The organism is Serratia sp. CY76391, assembly GCF_052166695.1.
In the GTDB taxonomy this organism is placed as follows: domain Bacteria; phylum Pseudomonadota; class Gammaproteobacteria; order Enterobacterales; family Enterobacteriaceae; genus Serratia; species Serratia nematodiphila.
Map to the genome: position 1 here is coordinate 124,384 of NZ_JBJNOJ010000001.1, position 15,953 is coordinate 140,336.

The following is a 15,953-nucleotide window of genomic DNA, read 5'->3' on the forward strand; positions in this document are numbered from 1 at the left end:
TCAGTGTTGCTGCACCACCGCCGGTTGGGCGGTCGAAACCAGACTGTGCAGACGGATATAGCCCAGCTGTTCCGGCGTCAGGCCGCTGAAGCGCAGCTCAAAGTCCTGGCCGGGTTTCGGCAGCAGCGAGTCGGCGCTGACGATCGGTTGCGACAGCGCCTCGGCGGTCAACGGCCGCCCGGTGGCTTCATCCAGTTGGCCCCATTCCACCACCGCGTTGAACGGCGGCAGCGTGGCCTGTGAGAGGATGCGCACATGCAGCTGCGCCTGCGTGCCGTTGGCTTCGCTCCTGATGTGGCTCAGCGAAACGCTCAGCTCGCCGATGCCGCTTTGCAAACGGGCAGCGCTTCGGGCTGCCGGCAGCAGGTAGACGCCGTTGTCGGAGTGCTGATTGAGCTGGTTTTGCCGCTCCAGCGCGGTGGCCTGATCGGTCAATACGCTCACTTTTTGGTTCAGCGCGGCGACCTGATGGCGCAGTTGAGGGACGGCGGCGTTGTGCGCGCAGCCTGCCAGCAACACGGCGGCGGCGAGCAGGGCGATTTTGGGGTAACAGGTTGTCATGACGGCGATTTCCTATGCTGAATCTCCTGTTATCAGCTTAGTCCGCCCGGAGGGGAAAGTCATATCGGCGCCGCTTCCCGGCTGCGTGTCGCAACAAATGGCCGCCGCCCTTTGTTGTGGCTGCACTTCGGGGTAAACTGCACTTATCTATAAAAACGTTTATCAGGACGTGTTATGCATTGCCCTTTCTGCGCCGCCGTTGATACCAAAGTCATTGATTCCCGCCTGGTGGGGGACGGTTCGCAAGTGCGCCGCCGCCGCCAGTGTCTGGTGTGCAATGAACGCTTCACCACCTTCGAGGTGGCCGAGCTGGTGATGCCGCGAGTGATTAAAAGCGATGAGGTGCGCGAGCCGTTCAACGAAGACAAACTGCGTCGCGGCATGCTGAAAGCGCTGGAAAAGCGCCCGGTCAGCTCGGACGACGTGGAAAACGCCCTTAATCATATCAAATCCCAACTGCGCGCCACCGGCGAACGCGAAGTGCCGACCAAACTGGTGGGCAACCTGGTGATGGACGCGTTGAAAAAGCTGGATAAGGTCGCCTACATTCGCTTTGCGTCGGTGTACCGCAGCTTCGAGGACGTGCGCGAGTTCGGCGAAGAGATTGCCCGCCTGCAAGACTAAAGGATCTTTCATGCATCACGACGAATTTTATATGGCGCGCGCCTTCGAACTGGCGCGTCTGGGGCGTTTCACCACCGCGCCCAATCCGAACGTCGGCTGCGTTATCGTGCGCGACGGCGAAATTGTCGGTGAAGGCTATCACTTGCGCGCCGGCGAGCCGCACGCGGAAGTGCACGCGCTGCGTATGGCGGGCGACAAGGCGCGCGGCGCCACCGCCTATGTGACGCTCGAGCCGTGCAGCCATCACGGCCGCACGCCGCCCTGCGCCGATGCGCTGGTGGCCGCCGGCGTAACGCGAGTGGTCGCGGCGATGCAAGATCCCAATCCGCAGGTGGCGGGGCGCGGGCTGTATAAGCTGCAGCAGGCCGGCGTCGAGGTGCGGCATGGCCTGATGCTGGCCGAAGCCGAAGCGGTCAACCTGGGCTTCCTCAAACGCATGCGCACCGGTTTCCCCTATGTACAGCTGAAGTTGGGCGCGTCGCTGGACGGGCGCACGGCGATGGCCTCCGGCGAGAGCCAGTGGATCACCTCACCCGAAGCGCGTCAGGACGTGCAGCGCCTGCGCGCGCAGAGCGCCGCGATTCTCAGCACCAGTGCCACCGTGCTGGCGGACGATCCGTCGCTGACGGTGCGTTGGGATGAGTTGGATGCCGAGACCCAGCGCCTCTATCCGCGCGACAATCTGCGTCAGCCGCTGCGCATCCTGCTCGACAGTCAGAATCGTATCACCCCGCAGCACCGCGTGGTGCAGCAGCCGGGCGCCACCTGGCTGGCGCGGTTGCAGGCGGATGAACAGGCCTGGCCGCAAGACGTTGAGCAGTTTATCTGCCCGGCGCACGGCGGCGGCGTCGATCTGGTGGTGATGATGATGCTGTTGGCCAAGCGCCAGGTGAATTCAATCTGGGTGGAGGCGGGCGCATCGCTGGCCGGCGCGCTGCTGCAGGCCGGCCTGGTGGATGAGCTCATTTTGTACATCGCGCCAAAACTGTTGGGCGATAATGGCCGCGGCCTGTGTCATTTGCCGGGCCTGGAGCGGTTGGCCGACGCACCGGAATTCGTCTTTAGCGACGTGCGCCAGGTCGGCCCCGATCTGCGTTTGCGCCTGCGGGCGAAACACTGAATCTCGCGCCCGCGCGCCGGTTTTACAAAAGCGCCGCGCAGGCGATGAAAGAATATGATAGAATCCGCCCCCCTGCGGGGTATTGAACCCATTTTTAAGGAAAGCCCATGAAAGTTATCGAAGGTGTTGTTGCTACTCCAAATGCCCGTGTGGCGATCGCAATTGCACGTTTTAACAATTTCATCAACGACAGCCTGCTGGAAGGTGCCATCGACGCGCTGAAACGCATTGGTCAGGTTGCTGACGACAACATCACCGTTGTCTGGGTCCCGGGCGCTTACGAGCTGCCGTTGACGGCGAGCGTATTGGCCAAAACCGGCAAATACGACGCGGTTATCGCGCTGGGCACCGTTATCCGTGGGGGCACCGCGCACTTCGAATATGTGGCGGGCGAAGCCAGCTCCGGCATCGGCAACGTTGCGATGAATGCCGAAATCCCGGTTGCCTTTGGCGTGCTGACCACCGAAAGCATCGAACAGGCGATCGAACGCGCCGGCACCAAAGCGGGCAACAAGGGCGCTGAAGCCGCGCTGACCGCACTTGAAATGATTAATGTTATCAAAGCTATCAAAGCCTGAATTTAGTTAAGGGGAATTCCGTGAAACCTGCTGCTCGTCGCCGCGCTCGTGAGTGCGCTGTTCAAGCGCTTTACTCTTGGCAGTTGTCTAAAAACGACCTTGCCGATGTTGAACACCAGTTCCTGACGGAGCAGGATGTCAAAGATGTTGACGTCGCCTATTTTCGCGAGTTGCTGTCCGGCGCGGCAGTGAATGCAGGTATGCTGGACGAACTGATGGCGCCATACCTGTCGCGTCAGCTCGAAGAGCTGGGCCAGGTGGAGCGCGCAGTGCTGCGCGTCGCGCTGTTTGAACTGAAAATGCGCGAGGATGTCCCTTACAAGGTGGCGATCAACGAAGCGATCGAACTGGCGAAAACCTTCGGCGCGGAAGACAGCCACAAGTTTGTGAACGGGGTGCTGGATAAAGTGGCGCCAACCCTTCGCAAGAAAAAGTAAAACATTAAGGCCGGTATCCCCGGCCTTAATTTCTTCTCGTGGAATATCGATATGGCATGCGGCGAATTTGACCTCATTGCCCGCTATTTTGACCGGTTTAAGCGCGTGCGCCGGGATGTACAGTTGGGCATTGGAGATGACTGCGCACTGCTGGCAGTGCCGGAGAAACAGCTGGTGGCCGTCAGTACCGATACGTTGGTAGCGGGCGTGCACTTCTTGCCGGACATCGATCCGGCCGATCTTGGTTACAAAGCACTGGCGGTCAATCTGAGCGATCTGGCGGCGATGGGCGCCGATCCGGCGTGGCTCTCGCTGGCCCTGACGCTGCCGGAGGTGAACGAGCCCTGGCTGAAGGCCTTCAGCGACAGCCTGTTTGATCAGCTCAACTATTACGGCATGCAGCTGATCGGCGGTGATACCACGCGCGGCCCGCTGAGCATGACGTTGACCATTCAGGGGCTGATCCCGGCCGGCCGGGCGTTAACCCGCAGCGGCGCGCGCATCGGCGACTGGATCTACGTGACCGGTACGCTGGGCGACAGCGCCGCCGGTCTGGCGATCCTGCAGGATCGTCTGGCGGTGCCGGAGGCGGCGGCGCGCGATTACCTGATCGCTCGCCATCTGCGGCCGCAGCCGCGGGTGCTGCAGGGGCAGGCGCTGCGCGATCTGGCCAGCTCGGCGATCGACATCTCCGACGGCCTGATTTCCGATCTGAAACACATCCTGAAGGCCAGCGACTGCGGGGCACGCATCGTGCTGGACGAGCTGCCGATGTCGCAGGCGCTGAGCAGCCACACCGACGCCGAGCAGGCGCTGCGCTGGGCACTGGCGGGCGGCGAAGATTACGAGCTGTGCTTCACCGTGCCGGAGATCAACCGCGGCGCGCTGGAAGTGGCGCTGAGCCATCTCGGCGCCGACTACACCTGCATCGGCCAAATTGGTCCGCTGTCTGAAGGCATCCGCTATTATCGCAACGACGAAGCGGTAGAGCTGGACTGGGCCGGGTTCGATCATTTCAATGCGGAGCCGGGCACTCATGGATGAAGCCAAGCGTCGGCTGCGGATGAGCAATCCGTGGCACCTGCTGGCCACCGGTTTTGGCAGCGGTTTGTCGCCGGTGATGCCGGGCACCATGGGATCGCTGGCGGCGATCCCGTTCTGGCTGCTGCTGATCCAGCTGCCGTGGCAGCTCTACTCGCTGGCGGTGATGTTCAGCATCTGTATCGGTGTCTATATTTGCCACCGCACGGCAAAAGACATGAAGGTGCACGATCACGGCAGCATCGTCTGGGATGAGTTCGTCGGCATGTGGATCACGCTGATGGCGTTGCCGGTCAATGACTGGCGCTGGGTCGCCGCCGGTTTCGTCATCTTCCGTATTCTGGATATGTGGAAGCCGTGGCCGATCCGCTGGTTCGACCGCAACGTGCATGGCGGCATGGGCATCATGGTCGACGATATCATCGCCGGCGTGCTGTCCGCCGGTATCATCTACCTGATTGGCCACCACTGGCCGATCGGGCTGTTCTGACAGACGGGCGCGGCGTTTCGCGCCCGCTTCCCTTTATTCAAATCCCGTCACCCGATGCGGCACGTAAGCCGTCTCCAGTTCCGCCACCTCTTGCGGCGACAGACTCAAATCGACCGCGGCGATGGCGTCATCCAACTGCTCGCTGCGTGACGCGCCGACGATCGGCGCGCTGACCGCCGGTTTGTTCAGCAACCAGGCCAGCGCGATCTGCGCGCGTGAAACGCCGCGTTCTTCGGCGAGGCTGGCGACGCGTTCGGCGATGATGGCGTCGATGCCTTCAGTTTCCTCGTACAGGCTTTTGCCGAACTGGTCGGAAACCAGCCGCGCGGTGGTTTCGCCCCAGGGGCGGGTCAGGCGGCCGCGCGCCAGCGGGCTCCACGGCAGTACGGCGATGCCTTCGGCGGCGCACAGCGGGTGCATCTCGCGCTCTTCTTCGCGCTGGATCAGGTTGTATTGATCCTGCATGCTGACGAAGCGCGTCCAGCCGTGCAGATCGGCGGTATACAGCGCCTTGGCGAACTGCCAGGCGTACATCGAGGAGGCGCCGATGTAACGCGCCTTACCGGCTTTCACCACGTCGTGCAGCGCTTCCAGCGTCTCTTCCAGCGGCGTTTCGTAATCCCAGCGGTGGATTTGCAGCAAATCGACATAGTCGGTGCCGAGACGGCGCAGGCTGTCGTCGATGGATTGCATGATGTTGGCGCGCGACAAACCGCGCTTCAGATTGCTCAGCGGGAAATAAACCTTGGTGGCGATAACGACGTCCTCGCGGCGGGCATAGTCGCGCAGCGCCCGGCCGAGGATCTCCTCGCTGCTGCCGTCGGAATAGCTGTTGGCGGTGTCGAAAAAGTTGATGCCGGCTTCCAGCGCCTGTTTCAGCAGCGGGCGGCTGCTCTCTTCCGGCAGCGTCCAGGCGTGATTGCCGCGGTTCGGTTCGCCATAGGTCATGCAACCCAGGCAGATGCGCGAGACGTTCAGATCGGTGTTGCCCAGTTTCAGGTACTTCATGCTTGCCTCCCATTCACAGCTCAGACAGTAACTGTAGCGCGGATCCCGGAGGGCGGAAATGAAAACGCCCCCGAAGGCGGAGGCGTTTTTTCAGGCGCGGGCGGCGATTACTGCGCCAGCCAGGTTTCGATTTGGCGCTGAATGCCGGCGGCGTCCAGCCCCAGATCGGCACGCAGTTCTTCCTGGGTGCCCTGTGAGACGAAGCTGTCCGGCAGGCCGAGGTTCAGCACCGGCACCGGACGGCGTTTGGCCATCAGCAGTTCGTTGACACCGCTGCCGGCGCCGCCCATGATGGCGTTCTCTTCCAGCGTGACCAGCGTTTCATGGCTGGCGGCCAGTTCGAGCACCAGCTGCTCGTCCAGCGGCTTGACGAAGCGCATGTCGACCAGCGTGGCGTTGAGCGCTTCCGCCGCTTGCGCGGCCTCCGGCAGCAGGGTGCCGAAGTTGAGAATGGCGATCTTTTCCCCCTGGCGGCGCACCACGCCTTTGCCGATCGGCAGCATGTTGAGCGGCTCCAGCGCCGCGCCGGTGCCGGTGCCGCGCGGATAGCGCACGGCGCTCGGGCCGTCGTTATAGTGATAGCCGGTATACAGCATCTGGCGGCATTCGTTTTCGTCGCTCGGCGTCATGATCACCATGGTCGGGATGCAGCGCATGAACGACAGATCGAACGCCCCCTGGTGGGTCTGACCATCGGCGCCGACGATGCCGCCGCGATCGATGGCGAACATCACCGGCAGGTTTTGGATCGCCACGTCATGGATCAACTGGTCGTAGGCGCGTTGCAGGAAGGTGGAATAGATCGCCACCACCGGCTTGTAGCCGCCGATCGCCAGCCCGGCGGCGAAGGTGACCGCGTGCTGTTCGGCGATCGCCACATCGAAATATTGCTGCGGATAGTCGCGAGAGAACTGCACCATGCCGGAGCCTTCGCGCATCGCCGGCGTGATCGCCATCAGTGAGCTGTCTTTGGCGGCGGTTTCACACAGCCAGTCGCCGAAGATTTTCGAATAGGTCGGCAGACCGCCGGCGCTTTTCGGCAGCGTGCCGCTGGCGGGATCGAACTTCGGCACCGCGTGGAAGCTGATCGGATCCTTCTCCGCCGGCGCGTAACCGCGGCCTTTCTTGGTCATGATGTGCAACAGCTGCGGGCCTTTCAGATCGCGCATGTTTTTCAACGTGGCGACCAGCCCCTGCACGTCGTGGCCGTCTACCGGGCCGATGTAGTTGAAGCCCAGCTCTTCGAACAGCGTGCCCGGCACCACCATGCCTTTCAGGTGCTCTTCGGTGCGTTTCACCAGCTCCTTGATCGGCGGTACGCCGGCCAGCACTTTCTTGCCGCCTTCGCGCAGGGTGGAGTAAAGCTTGCCGGACAGTAGCTGCGCCAGATGGTTGTTCAGCGCGCCGACGTTTTCCGAGATCGACATTTCGTTGTCGTTCAGCACCACCAGCATGTCCGGATTGATATCGCCGGCGTGGTTCATCGCTTCGAACGCCATGCCGGCGGTGATGGCGCCGTCGCCGATCACGCACACCGTGCGGCGGCCCTTGCCTTCACGCTCTGCCGCCACCGCCATGCCGAGGCCGGCGCTGATCGAGGTCGACGAATGGCCGACCGACAGCACGTCGTATTCGCTTTCGGCGCGCCACGGGAAGGGGTGCAAGCCGTTCTTTTGCCGGATAGTGGCGATCCGGTCGCGGCGGCCGGTCAGAATTTTGTGCGGGTAGGCCTGGTGGCCGACGTCCCACACCAGATGATCGAACGGCGTGTTGTAGACGAAATGCAACGCCACCGTCAGTTCGACGGTACCCAGCCCGGAGGCAAAGTGGCCGCTGGAGCGACTGACGCTGTTCAGCAGATATTGCCGCAGCTCATCGCACAGCTTCGGCAAGCTCTCTTTGGGCAGTGAGCGGAGTTCCTCGGGGTTTTCCGCTAGCGCCAGGGTTGGGTATTTGGCTATATCAAGACTCATTCGATACTCATATCAGAGGAGTTAACGTCACACGTTAATTGTCGCGTTCAATAATGAAGCTGGCTAACGCTCGCAATGGCGCTGTGTTATAAGATTGCGCTGCCAAAGTGTCTAATGCAGCTAATGCTTCCTGATAGAGATCCCACGCTTTTGCTTTCGCGCTGTCAAGCCCGAGCAACGCCGGGTAGGTACTCTTTCCGTGTTGTTGGTCCGCGCCCTGGCGCTTGCCGATCTTTTCAGTCTCGCCGACAACGTCCAAAATGTCATCCTGCACCTGGAACGCCAGGCCAACCGCGGCGGCGTAACGATCCAGCTGCGGCAGCGCCGCTCGCCCGGCTTCGCCGGCGCTCAGCGCGCCCAGGCGCACCGCCGCGCGGATCAGTGCGCCGGTTTTGTGGCGGTGGATCTGTTCCAGCGCCTGCAGATCAACGCGCTTGCCTTCAGCTTCCAGATCCAGCGATTGGCCGCCGCACATGCCGGCTACGCCGCTGGCGCTCGCCAGTTCGGAGACCATCGCCAGCCGATCGCGCAGCGCCACGTCGGGCATCTCGGCATCGGCCAGGATCGAAAACGCCAGCGTTTGCAGCGCATCGCCAGCCAGGATCGCGTTGGCTTCGCCGAATTTAATATGACAGGTCGGCTGGCCACGGCGCAGATCGTCGTCGTCCATCGCCGGCAGATCGTCATGGATCAGCGAGTAGGCGTGGATGCATTCCACCGCCGCCGCCGGCGCGTCCAGGTTGCTCAGCGAAACGCCGAACATCTGGCCGGTGGTGTACACCAGGAACGGACGCAGACGCTTGCCGCCCAGCAAGGCGCCGTGACGCATCGCCGCCACCATGTTGCCGTCGTTGAACGGCAGCGGGGCGATGAAGTCCAGCAGCGCGCGATCGGCGCGCTGGCGGAAAATCTGCAGTTGATCGGCAAAAGCGGCCGATGGGGCGATCTCAGACATGTCGGTTACTCGGCATCCGGTGTGAAAGGCGCCAGCGCCGCGTCGTCGGCGCTGTCGTTAAGAAGTATCTGCACACGCTGTTCCGCCTGTTGCAGTTTCTGCTGGCCTTGGCGCGCCAGCTGCACGCCGCGTTCGAATTCATTCAGCGCGTCTTCCAGCGGCAGTTCGCCCGACTCCAGACGCGTCACGATGCTTTCCAGCTCGCCAAGGGCGCTTTCAAAGCTGGCTGTTTGCTCTGTACTGGCTGATTGTGCTGGTTTTTTCGGCATAATTTTCTTTTTACGTCATCATGTGAACCGTGGCGCCAGAGCCTATCCTAGCGGATCTTGATTAGCAAATCATGGCGCTCATGTGTGGTTTTGTGCGCAGAGCGCGGCGATATGGTGATATACTCCGCGCCGTAATTCTTATCTGACAACAAAGACCGCCATGAAGTTTATCATTAAATTGTTCCCGGAAATCACCATCAAGAGCCAATCTGTGCGCTTGCGCTTTATCAAGATTCTCTCGACCAATATTCGCAACGTCCTGAAGCAGTATGATGAAACGCTGGCGGTCGTCCGTCACTGGGATCATATCGAAGTTCGCGCCAAAGATGAAAACCAGCGGCCGATCATTGCCGACGCGCTGACGCGCATTCCCGGCATCCACCATATTCTGGAAGTGGAAGATCGCGCTTATACCGATATCCACCACATCTTCGAGCAGACGCTGGAAGCCTACCGCGCCCAGCTGGAAGGCAAAACCTTCTGCGTGCGCGTCAAGCGTCGCGGCAAGCAGGCGTTCAATTCGCAGGACGTGGAGCGTTACGTCGGCGGCGGCCTGAACCAGCATATCGAGAGCGCGCGCGTTAACCTGACCCGCCCGCAGGTCACGGTAAACCTGGAGATTGAAGACGACAAGCTGATGCTGGTCAAACGCCGCCTCGAAGGCATCGGCGGTTATCCGGTCGGCACTCAGGAAGACGTGATGTCGCTGATTTCCGGCGGTTTCGACTCGGGCGTGTCCAGCTATATGCTGATGCGCCGCGGCTGCCGCGTGCACTTCTGCTTCTTCAACCTGGGCGGCGCCGCGCATGAGATTGGCGTGAAGCAGGTGGCGCACTACCTGTGGAACCGTTTCGCCAGCTCGCACAAGGTGCGCTTCGTCGCCATTGACTTCGAGCCGGTGGTGGGCGAGATCCTGGAGAAGGTCGACGACGGCCAGATGGGCGTGGTGCTCAAGCGCATGATGGTGCGCGCCGCTTCGCAAGTGGCCGAACGCTATGGCGTGCAGGCGCTGGTGACCGGTGAAGCGCTGGGGCAGGTCTCCAGCCAGACGCTGACCAACCTGCGCTTGATCGACAATGCGTCCGATACGCTGATCCTGCGTCCGCTGATCTCGCACGATAAAGAGCACATCATCAAACTGGCGCGTGAAATCGGCACCGAAGACTTCGCCAAAACCATGCCGGAATACTGCGGCGTGATTTCGAAGAGCCCGACGGTAAAAGCCGTCAAGGCCAAGATTGAAGAGGAAGAAAGCCACTTCGATTTCAGCATCCTCGATCGGGTGGTGAGCGAAGCGAAGAACGTCGATATTCGCTCCATCGCCGAGCAGGCGCAGGAGCAGGTGACCGAAGTGGAAACCGTTGCGGCCTTCGGCGCCGACGAGGTGATCCTGGATATCCGCTCCAACGACGAGCAGGAAGAGAAGCCGCTGCAGCTGGAACAGGTTGAAGTGAAAGCGTTGCCGTTCTACAAGCTGAGCACCCAGTTCGGCGATCTGGATCAGAGCAAAACCTATCTGCTGTACTGCGAGCGCGGCGTGATGAGCCGCCTGCAGGCGCTGTACCTGCTGGAGCAGGGCTTCAGCAATGTGAAGGTTTATCGCCCGTAATGCAGTTGCCGGCGTTGCCTGACGCCGGCCGTTTTCTTTTAAAGCGCATTTTCCCGCCAAATAACCCTTCTTATTACACTGTTTTCTAAATAATACAGTTAGCTTGTTTCTTATTTTACTTAAATAATCTTGGTCAATATATTAAATATGTATTGATTTTTTTATTCTTCGTCATAGCTATTATTGCTGCTGAATGCTGGCGGTCCTGTCGGCTTTTATATGCAAACATCCCGTTGAAATTGTGTTTCGGCATTTGATTGTGCATGGTTTTTTTCATGTATGTACGCATTATATTTTTGCTGAGCATAAGCTGTGAATGTTTTATGGCTAACGGGGATGCGCATATTGTAAAAGGGAATGTCCCTATGGCTGTTAATGTTTTGGCGATGTTTGCCTGGACGTCAGTTTATGGTTAATAGGGATGAATAATGCTATTTAAGGAGAGCAATTCATGAAGATGAATAAGACAACATTGTTGTTGTCGGCAACGTTGCTGGCACCCAGCGCGCCACTGTGGGCGCAAATAGCCCCTCTGGCGGGGGACGCATCGGTTGAGCGCGTCAATCAGGTGCCGGTAGTGAATATCAACCGCGCGGGTGCGGACGGTGTTTCGCATAATGTTTACACGCAGTTTGACGTTGGCGCTCAGGGCGCGGTTTTAAATAACAGTCTTTCTGGCGCGCATACGTCATTGGCCGGGGCCGTGGCGGGGAACGCGCAATTGGGGGGCCGCGCGGCCAAGGTTATTCTGAATGAAGTGAACTCGGCGAATAAAAGTATCTTGCAGGGGATGGTCGAGGTCGCCGGGCAACGTGCCGATGTTGTGATTGCCAATAAATCCGGCATTACCTGTAACGGCTGCGGCTTTATCAATGCCCGCAACGGCGTATTAACCACTGCCGATTTACAGTTTAAAGACGGCTCGTTTAACGGTTACCGCGTTAATCAAGGAAATATCCGAGTTGAAGGCGACGGGCTGAAAAAAGGCGATGCCGATTATACAGCCATCATTGCGCGCACGGCTGAAATCAGCGCAGCGGTTCATGCGGACGCCCTGTTAGTCTCGGCAGGGAAAAAAACGGTTTCAGCGGATTTATCCCGCTTCAATAGCGTTGAAGCATCTAAAGATAAACCTGACGTGTTGATCGACGTCGCCGAGTTGGGTGGCATGTACGCCAACAAGATTAAGCTGGTCGCCAATGAAAACGGCGTAGGCGTCAATACGTCCGGCAATGGTGGCATCAATGTGGTGGCTAAACAGCCGGGCGGCTCGCTCAATAACGTCAGCATCGTCAGTATCCAAACCGATACGGGAAGCTATGAAGTCGTAGACCCGGGCAACGGGGTGGTTCAGGCGGCTGGCCGGCCTACTGTCGGTATCGCCAACCGCGGTCAGATTCAGGCGAACAGCGGCGGCGCCGAGATTAGCGCCGATACGCTGATTAATCAGGGGGAGATCGCTTCTCTGGGGCAACTGAACATCAGCGCCACCCGGCTGCAAAATGAAAACAGTGTGAGCGCACGTTCGGCATCCGTCACGGCCACACAGTTGGACAATTCGGGTCGCATTACAGGCGGAGCAATGCAACTGAATGCGACTCAACTGAACAATCGCGGCAGCGTCAAAACGCAAAACGGTGTACTGACACTGCGTGCGACCCGCCTCGACAATAGCGGCAGCATTCAATCCGCGCAGGCTTTGCAACTCAACGCCACCCGTTTGTTTAATACCGGCAGTGGCGTGATCGAAGCCCAGCATGGCGCGGCGATCCAGGGAACTTCCATCACTAACCGCGGGAGTATCGTTTCTCGCGCTTCTTCCGTCAGCTTGTCGGATACCAGCTTCAGCAACTTTGGCAGGATTGAAGCGTATGGCGATATCAGCCATCGTGGTGTCTCTTTCAACAACTCAGGCACGATGCGCTCGACGGCCGGCGTGGTCACCAACAACGGCCGGGACATCAACAAACCCGTGAATAGCTGGGGTTGGGGATATGGCGGTTTCGGCTGGCCGTACGGTTGGTCTTATTGGCTGTGACAGGCGTTTCCCCCACCTTCGGGTGGGGGAATGGATGAGAGAGCATGAAAAGGGAATGTCTTATTCTTTGTCTGGGCGTGCTGTTCAGTTGTGGCAGCCGCGCCGACGCCATACCGGCGCCGGCCAAGCAACTCGTGAGCCAGGAAAGCCTCATCGGTGATACGCAGCGCAAACTGTTGCCGTCTTCCCCTCCTGTCTTGTCGCCGCAACCGGAGCAAAACGCGCGGGCGGACATATTTGTCCGTGAATCTCCGTGTTGGGTGATCGATAACGTCGAAACGGCGACGGCGCCAGTGCGCCTCACTGCTTTCAATCGGTTGGCGCATACCGCCCGCGGCCGCTGTATCGGTGAGCAAGGGTTGGCGAGGCTGCACAAAAAGCTGCAAAACGAGCTGATTGCACAAGGCTATATCACTTCACGGGTACAGCTCGGTGTGCAAGAGGCGCCAACGGGGATACTGAAGGTCAGCGTACACTATGGCCGCATCGGTCAGTTGAGAATGCAGGCGGGCAGCAGCGCTTATTTTCGGCCCGATGCGCTTTTTCCCATTGCGGCCGGCGACGTGCTGAATTTGCGCAGCCTCGAGCAGGGCCTGGAAAACATGGGGGGAATACCGGGCGTTATCAGCGACATCCGCATCGTTCCGGGGGAGCGATTAGACGAAAGCGATATCGAGATCCTTCGCCAACAGGATAAATATTGGCGCTTTACCGCCTGGACGGATGACGCCGGCGTTCGTTCGACGGGCCGCTATCAGGCCGGCGGCGCGCTGTATCTCGATAATCTGGCCGCATTGAGCGACGTATTTTATCTGTCGATGGCGCGCAGCGTTTTGGCGCCGCCGGGCAAAGGCAATGAAAGCCGCGCCCTGTACTATAGCTTGCCTTGGGGATTCTGGCGCTTCAGCGCGTTGGGCGGGGATAGCCGTTATCACCAGACTGTCGCCGGAAACTTTACCGATTATCGCTATAACGGCCGCTCGCAGTACTGGGGGCTGCAGGCTGATTATATTGTGGCGCGCGGGATGAATGAGAAAACGGCGTTGAACGCCCAGCTGTTGCAGCGTTATTACCGCTATTACCTCAATGATACGGAGATTGCCTTGCAGAGTACGCGGCTGACCAGCCTGAAGCTGGGGGGTAGCCATTTGTATTATGGCGCCCGTTCGCAGATCGCTCTGACCGCTGACGCCATTGCCGGTGTCGGTGAGGGCAGTACCAGCGCCGAACACCGGCTGAGAGTGGGCGGCAGCATGTTGAAACCCATCAGTGTGTCTGGCCTTCGCCTGCGCTATCTCGGGGAACTCTCGGGGCAGTGGGCGAACGCCGCACAGCCGATCCAGGATAAATCCTTTATCGGCGATCGTTCAACGGTGCGCGGGTTTAGCGGCGATAGCAAATTGATCGGCAGCAGCGGCGGGTATCTGCGCAATACGCTGATGTGGGAGCAAGGCGTACTGCAACCCTACATCGGGTTCGACTATGGCCAATTAGCCAAACAACAGGGGGAGGGGGGGAAGCTGGCGGGGAGCGTGATTGGCGTGCAGGTGAACCAGGAACGCTTTGCTGCGGACATTTTCGCCGGCGTGCCGGTGATCAAACCCGGATCGTTTCCGAATGAGCGCCTGGTGTTAGGCTTTTCCAGCCAGTTCAGTTTTTGACGCGTGGCGGGGCGCGGGTCTGCGCCCCGTGTTTGTGGACGTTAACTCAGTTTTCTTCAGCGTCGCGATAGTCGTACATTCCGGGGATCAGCACCAGCTGCGCGGCGATCTCCGCCGCTTTGGCTTTGCCGAGCAGCAGGTCTATCAGCTTCAGCGCAAACTCCATCGCAGTGCCCGGCCCCTGGCTGGTGAGCAAGTTGACGCGCGCGTCGTACACCACGCGGCGCTCCATCCATTTTTCCGACGGTATCCGATCTTTCAAACCCGGGAAACCGGTCATGTTGCCGACCGGGAACAGATCGTGGTGCTGCAGCACCAGCGCCGGCGCCGCACAGATGGCGGCGACGATATTCCCCTGCAGGTGCATCTGCCGCACTTTTTCCACCAGCAACGGGCTGTCGCGGAAGCATTCTGCGCCTTTTAGGCCGCCGGGCAGCACGATGGCGTCGAAAGGCTCATCGACGATCGCCACCAGCGGCGCGTCGGCCAGCAGCCTGACGCCGCGCGAACAGACGATAGTCAGCTCGCCATCACCGGCGACGCTGGCGGTAGTGACTTTAACGCCCGCCCGCACCAGCAGATCGATGGTGGTGACGGCTTCGGTTTCTTCGCTACCAGGTGCCAGGCAAACCAGCGCCGATACGCTCATATTCATTTTCCTTTCGTTTAATCAATTCAAACAGCCGCGCATTCTCCGGCAGCGTGAGGCCGTGGCTGCGCGCGCGGCGCAGCAGGTAGCCGGTGATGTAGTCGATCTCGGTGTGCCGCTGGCTGCGGATATCCTGCAGCATCGACGAAACGTTGTCGGCGGTGCTGTGGATCACGTCCATCACGTATTGCATCAGGCCTTCACAGGAGGTGTGGTAGCCCTCCATCGCCATCACGCCGGCGACTTCACGACACAGCGTTTCGATCTGCTCCGGGTAACGCTGCAGATCGCCGTTGCGGCAGCCGTACAGCGCCGTCAGTGGATTAATCACGCAGTTGACCGCCAGCTTGCGCCAGTTGGCCGAGGCGATGTTGTTGTGCCAGGCGACGTCGGGCAGCGCCTGATGCAGCACTTCCGCCAGGTGGCTGAGATGCTGGGCGGCCGGTGAGGTGGGGCCGATGTGGGTGATGCCGGTGGCGACGTGGATAATGGTGCTGCCTTCGTGGCGCGCGGCGTGGGTGGTGGTGCCCTGCAGGATGGGCTGGCCGTTTTGCGGCAGCTCCTCCTGGGTGCCCATGCCGTTATGCAGCAGCAAGATGGCGCACTGAGGATTCAGCTTCGGCAGCAGCGCGCCGACCGCGCCGGACACCTGCCAGGCTTTCAGCGTCACCAGCAGCAGCTCGCTTTGCGCGAGGTGCTCAGGATCGTTGGTGGGCAAATTGCGATTAAACGAGACGCCTTCCGGCTCGATCACGTTCACGGCGCAAAAAGGCTGCGGCACTCTTAGCCATCCCTGTACATCGTGGCCCTGCTGATACAGCCGGGAGAGCCACAGTTGTCCGAGCGCGCCGCAACCAAGAATGGTTATTTTCATTCAGTCTCCTTGGAAACACGGGAATACCGCTCAATTACCGTGATCTAACTATAGGCTTTATGGCAG

The 15,953-nt window shown here is 60.0% G+C and carries 16 protein-coding genes; 9 read left to right on the forward strand and 7 right to left on the reverse strand.

Annotated elements, in window-relative coordinates; translation table 11 throughout:
* Complete coding sequence (locus tag ACJ8PN_RS00765; RefSeq protein WP_351110000.1) at positions 1-561, reverse strand: DUF3251 domain-containing protein; 561 nt, start codon at positions 559-561, stop codon at positions 1-3.
* Between the two features lie 174 nt (positions 562-735).
* Here ACJ8PN_RS00765 and nrdR point away from each other — a divergent pair, with 174 nt between their 5' ends.
* The 6 genes from nrdR (at position 736) to pgpA (ending at position 4,851) form a co-directional block, all read left to right on the forward strand.
* Positions 736-1,185: a transcriptional regulator NrdR gene (gene nrdR / locus ACJ8PN_RS00770; RefSeq protein ID WP_004940387.1), complete on the forward strand. Its 450-nt coding sequence runs from the start codon at positions 736-738 to the stop codon at positions 1,183-1,185.
* Positions 1,186-1,195: 10 nt separating this feature from the next.
* Positions 1,196-2,305, forward strand: coding sequence for a bifunctional diaminohydroxyphosphoribosylaminopyrimidine deaminase/5-amino-6-(5-phosphoribosylamino)uracil reductase RibD (ribD, locus tag ACJ8PN_RS00775; RefSeq protein WP_171453415.1), 1,110 nt, complete (start codon positions 1,196-1,198; stop codon positions 2,303-2,305).
* Positions 2,306-2,412: 107 nt separating this feature from the next.
* A complete protein-coding gene (gene ribH, locus ACJ8PN_RS00780) occupies positions 2,413-2,883 on the forward strand; it encodes a 6,7-dimethyl-8-ribityllumazine synthase (protein ID WP_004940385.1) in 471 nt (156 codons plus the stop codon).
* A gap of 20 nt (positions 2,884-2,903) precedes the next feature.
* Positions 2,904-3,320 carry a transcription antitermination factor NusB gene (nusB, locus tag ACJ8PN_RS00785; RefSeq protein WP_004940384.1) on the forward strand — a complete coding sequence of 139 codons (417 nt, stop codon included), beginning with the start codon at positions 2,904-2,906 and terminating at the stop codon, positions 3,318-3,320.
* A 51-nt stretch (positions 3,321-3,371) separates the two neighbouring features.
* On the forward strand, positions 3,372-4,364 hold the full coding sequence (gene thiL / locus ACJ8PN_RS00790; protein ID WP_171453416.1) for a thiamine-phosphate kinase: 993 nt from the start codon (positions 3,372-3,374) through the stop codon (positions 4,362-4,364).
* Positions 4,357-4,851 carry a phosphatidylglycerophosphatase A gene (gene pgpA, locus ACJ8PN_RS00795; RefSeq protein WP_004940382.1) on the forward strand — a complete coding sequence of 165 codons (495 nt, stop codon included), beginning with the start codon at positions 4,357-4,359 and terminating at the stop codon, positions 4,849-4,851. Before thiL ends, pgpA begins: the two co-directional genes overlap by 8 nt.
* 33 nt (positions 4,852-4,884) lie before the next feature.
* On the opposite strand, the gene ACJ8PN_RS00800 is transcribed toward pgpA, so the two are convergent.
* From ACJ8PN_RS00800 to xseB, 4 genes are all read right to left on the reverse strand, one after another.
* On the reverse strand, positions 4,885-5,859 hold the full coding sequence (locus ACJ8PN_RS00800) for an aldo/keto reductase (protein WP_033634009.1): 975 nt from the start codon (positions 5,857-5,859) through the stop codon (positions 4,885-4,887).
* 107 nt (positions 5,860-5,966) lie between these two features.
* Positions 5,967-7,832: a 1-deoxy-D-xylulose-5-phosphate synthase gene (gene dxs, locus ACJ8PN_RS00805; RefSeq protein ID WP_004940380.1), complete on the reverse strand. Its 1,866-nt coding sequence runs from the start codon at positions 7,830-7,832 to the stop codon at positions 5,967-5,969.
* A 34-nt stretch (positions 7,833-7,866) separates the two neighbouring features.
* Positions 7,867-8,787 carry a (2E,6E)-farnesyl diphosphate synthase gene (gene ispA, locus ACJ8PN_RS00810; protein WP_076740507.1) on the reverse strand — a complete coding sequence of 307 codons (921 nt, stop codon included), beginning with the start codon at positions 8,785-8,787 and terminating at the stop codon, positions 7,867-7,869.
* A 5-nt stretch (positions 8,788-8,792) separates the two neighbouring features.
* Entirely contained in the window at positions 8,793-9,056 is a 264-nt protein-coding gene (gene xseB / locus ACJ8PN_RS00815; RefSeq protein ID WP_015376838.1) for an exodeoxyribonuclease VII small subunit, read from the reverse strand.
* Between the two features lie 160 nt (positions 9,057-9,216).
* Between xseB and thiI the strand changes: the two genes are divergently transcribed.
* From thiI to ACJ8PN_RS00830, 3 genes are all read left to right on the forward strand, one after another.
* Positions 9,217-10,665: a tRNA uracil 4-sulfurtransferase ThiI gene (gene thiI / locus ACJ8PN_RS00820; protein ID WP_004940377.1), complete on the forward strand. Its 1,449-nt coding sequence runs from the start codon at positions 9,217-9,219 to the stop codon at positions 10,663-10,665.
* Positions 10,666-11,116: 451 nt separating this feature from the next.
* A complete protein-coding gene (locus tag ACJ8PN_RS00825; RefSeq protein WP_171453420.1) occupies positions 11,117-12,703 on the forward strand; it encodes a filamentous hemagglutinin N-terminal domain-containing protein in 1,587 nt (528 codons plus the stop codon).
* A 44-nt stretch (positions 12,704-12,747) separates the two neighbouring features.
* Complete coding sequence (locus ACJ8PN_RS00830; RefSeq protein ID WP_442534529.1) at positions 12,748-14,364, forward strand: ShlB/FhaC/HecB family hemolysin secretion/activation protein; 1,617 nt, start codon at positions 12,748-12,750, stop codon at positions 14,362-14,364.
* 46 nt (positions 14,365-14,410) lie between these two features.
* Here the strand turns inward: ACJ8PN_RS00830 and yajL are convergent, their stop codons facing one another.
* Positions 14,411-15,013, reverse strand: coding sequence for a protein deglycase YajL (gene yajL / locus ACJ8PN_RS00835; protein ID WP_437189277.1), 603 nt, complete (start codon positions 15,011-15,013; stop codon positions 14,411-14,413).
* On the reverse strand, positions 14,976-15,887 hold the full coding sequence (gene panE, locus ACJ8PN_RS00840) for a 2-dehydropantoate 2-reductase (protein ID WP_171453423.1): 912 nt from the start codon (positions 15,885-15,887) through the stop codon (positions 14,976-14,978). Before panE ends, yajL begins: the two co-directional genes overlap by 38 nt.
* Positions 15,888-15,953 lie beyond the last annotated feature (66 nt).

Coding starts and splice junctions, on each gene's coding strand:
- thiL (WP_171453416.1), top strand. CDS start 3,372: ATGGCATGCGGCGAATTTGACCTCATTGCCCGCTATTTTGACCGGTTT.
- ACJ8PN_RS00800 (WP_033634009.1), bottom strand. CDS start 5,859: ATGAAGTACCTGAAACTGGGCAACACCGATCTGAACGTCTCGCGCATC.
- ACJ8PN_RS00825 (WP_171453420.1), top strand. CDS start 11,117: ATGAAGATGAATAAGACAACATTGTTGTTGTCGGCAACGTTGCTGGCA.
- ribH (WP_004940385.1), top strand. CDS start 2,413: ATGAAAGTTATCGAAGGTGTTGTTGCTACTCCAAATGCCCGTGTGGCG.
- thiI (WP_004940377.1), top strand. CDS start 9,217: ATGAAGTTTATCATTAAATTGTTCCCGGAAATCACCATCAAGAGCCAA.
- ACJ8PN_RS00765 (WP_351110000.1), bottom strand. CDS start 561: ATGACAACCTGTTACCCCAAAATCGCCCTGCTCGCCGCCGCCGTGTTG.
- xseB (WP_015376838.1), bottom strand. CDS start 9,056: ATGCCGAAAAAACCAGCACAATCAGCCAGTACAGAGCAAACAGCCAGC.
- ribD (WP_171453415.1), top strand. CDS start 1,196: ATGCATCACGACGAATTTTATATGGCGCGCGCCTTCGAACTGGCGCGT.
- dxs (WP_004940380.1), bottom strand. CDS start 7,832: ATGAGTCTTGATATAGCCAAATACCCAACCCTGGCGCTAGCGGAAAAC.
- panE (WP_171453423.1), bottom strand. CDS start 15,887: ATGAAAATAACCATTCTTGGTTGCGGCGCGCTCGGACAACTGTGGCTC.
- yajL (WP_437189277.1), bottom strand. CDS start 15,013: ATGAGCGTATCGGCGCTGGTTTGCCTGGCACCTGGTAGCGAAGAAACC.
- pgpA (WP_004940382.1), top strand. CDS start 4,357: ATGGATGAAGCCAAGCGTCGGCTGCGGATGAGCAATCCGTGGCACCTG.
- ispA (WP_076740507.1), bottom strand. CDS start 8,787: ATGTCTGAGATCGCCCCATCGGCCGCTTTTGCCGATCAACTGCAGATT.
- ACJ8PN_RS00830 (WP_442534529.1), top strand. CDS start 12,748: ATGAAAAGGGAATGTCTTATTCTTTGTCTGGGCGTGCTGTTCAGTTGT.
- nrdR (WP_004940387.1), top strand. CDS start 736: ATGCATTGCCCTTTCTGCGCCGCCGTTGATACCAAAGTCATTGATTCC.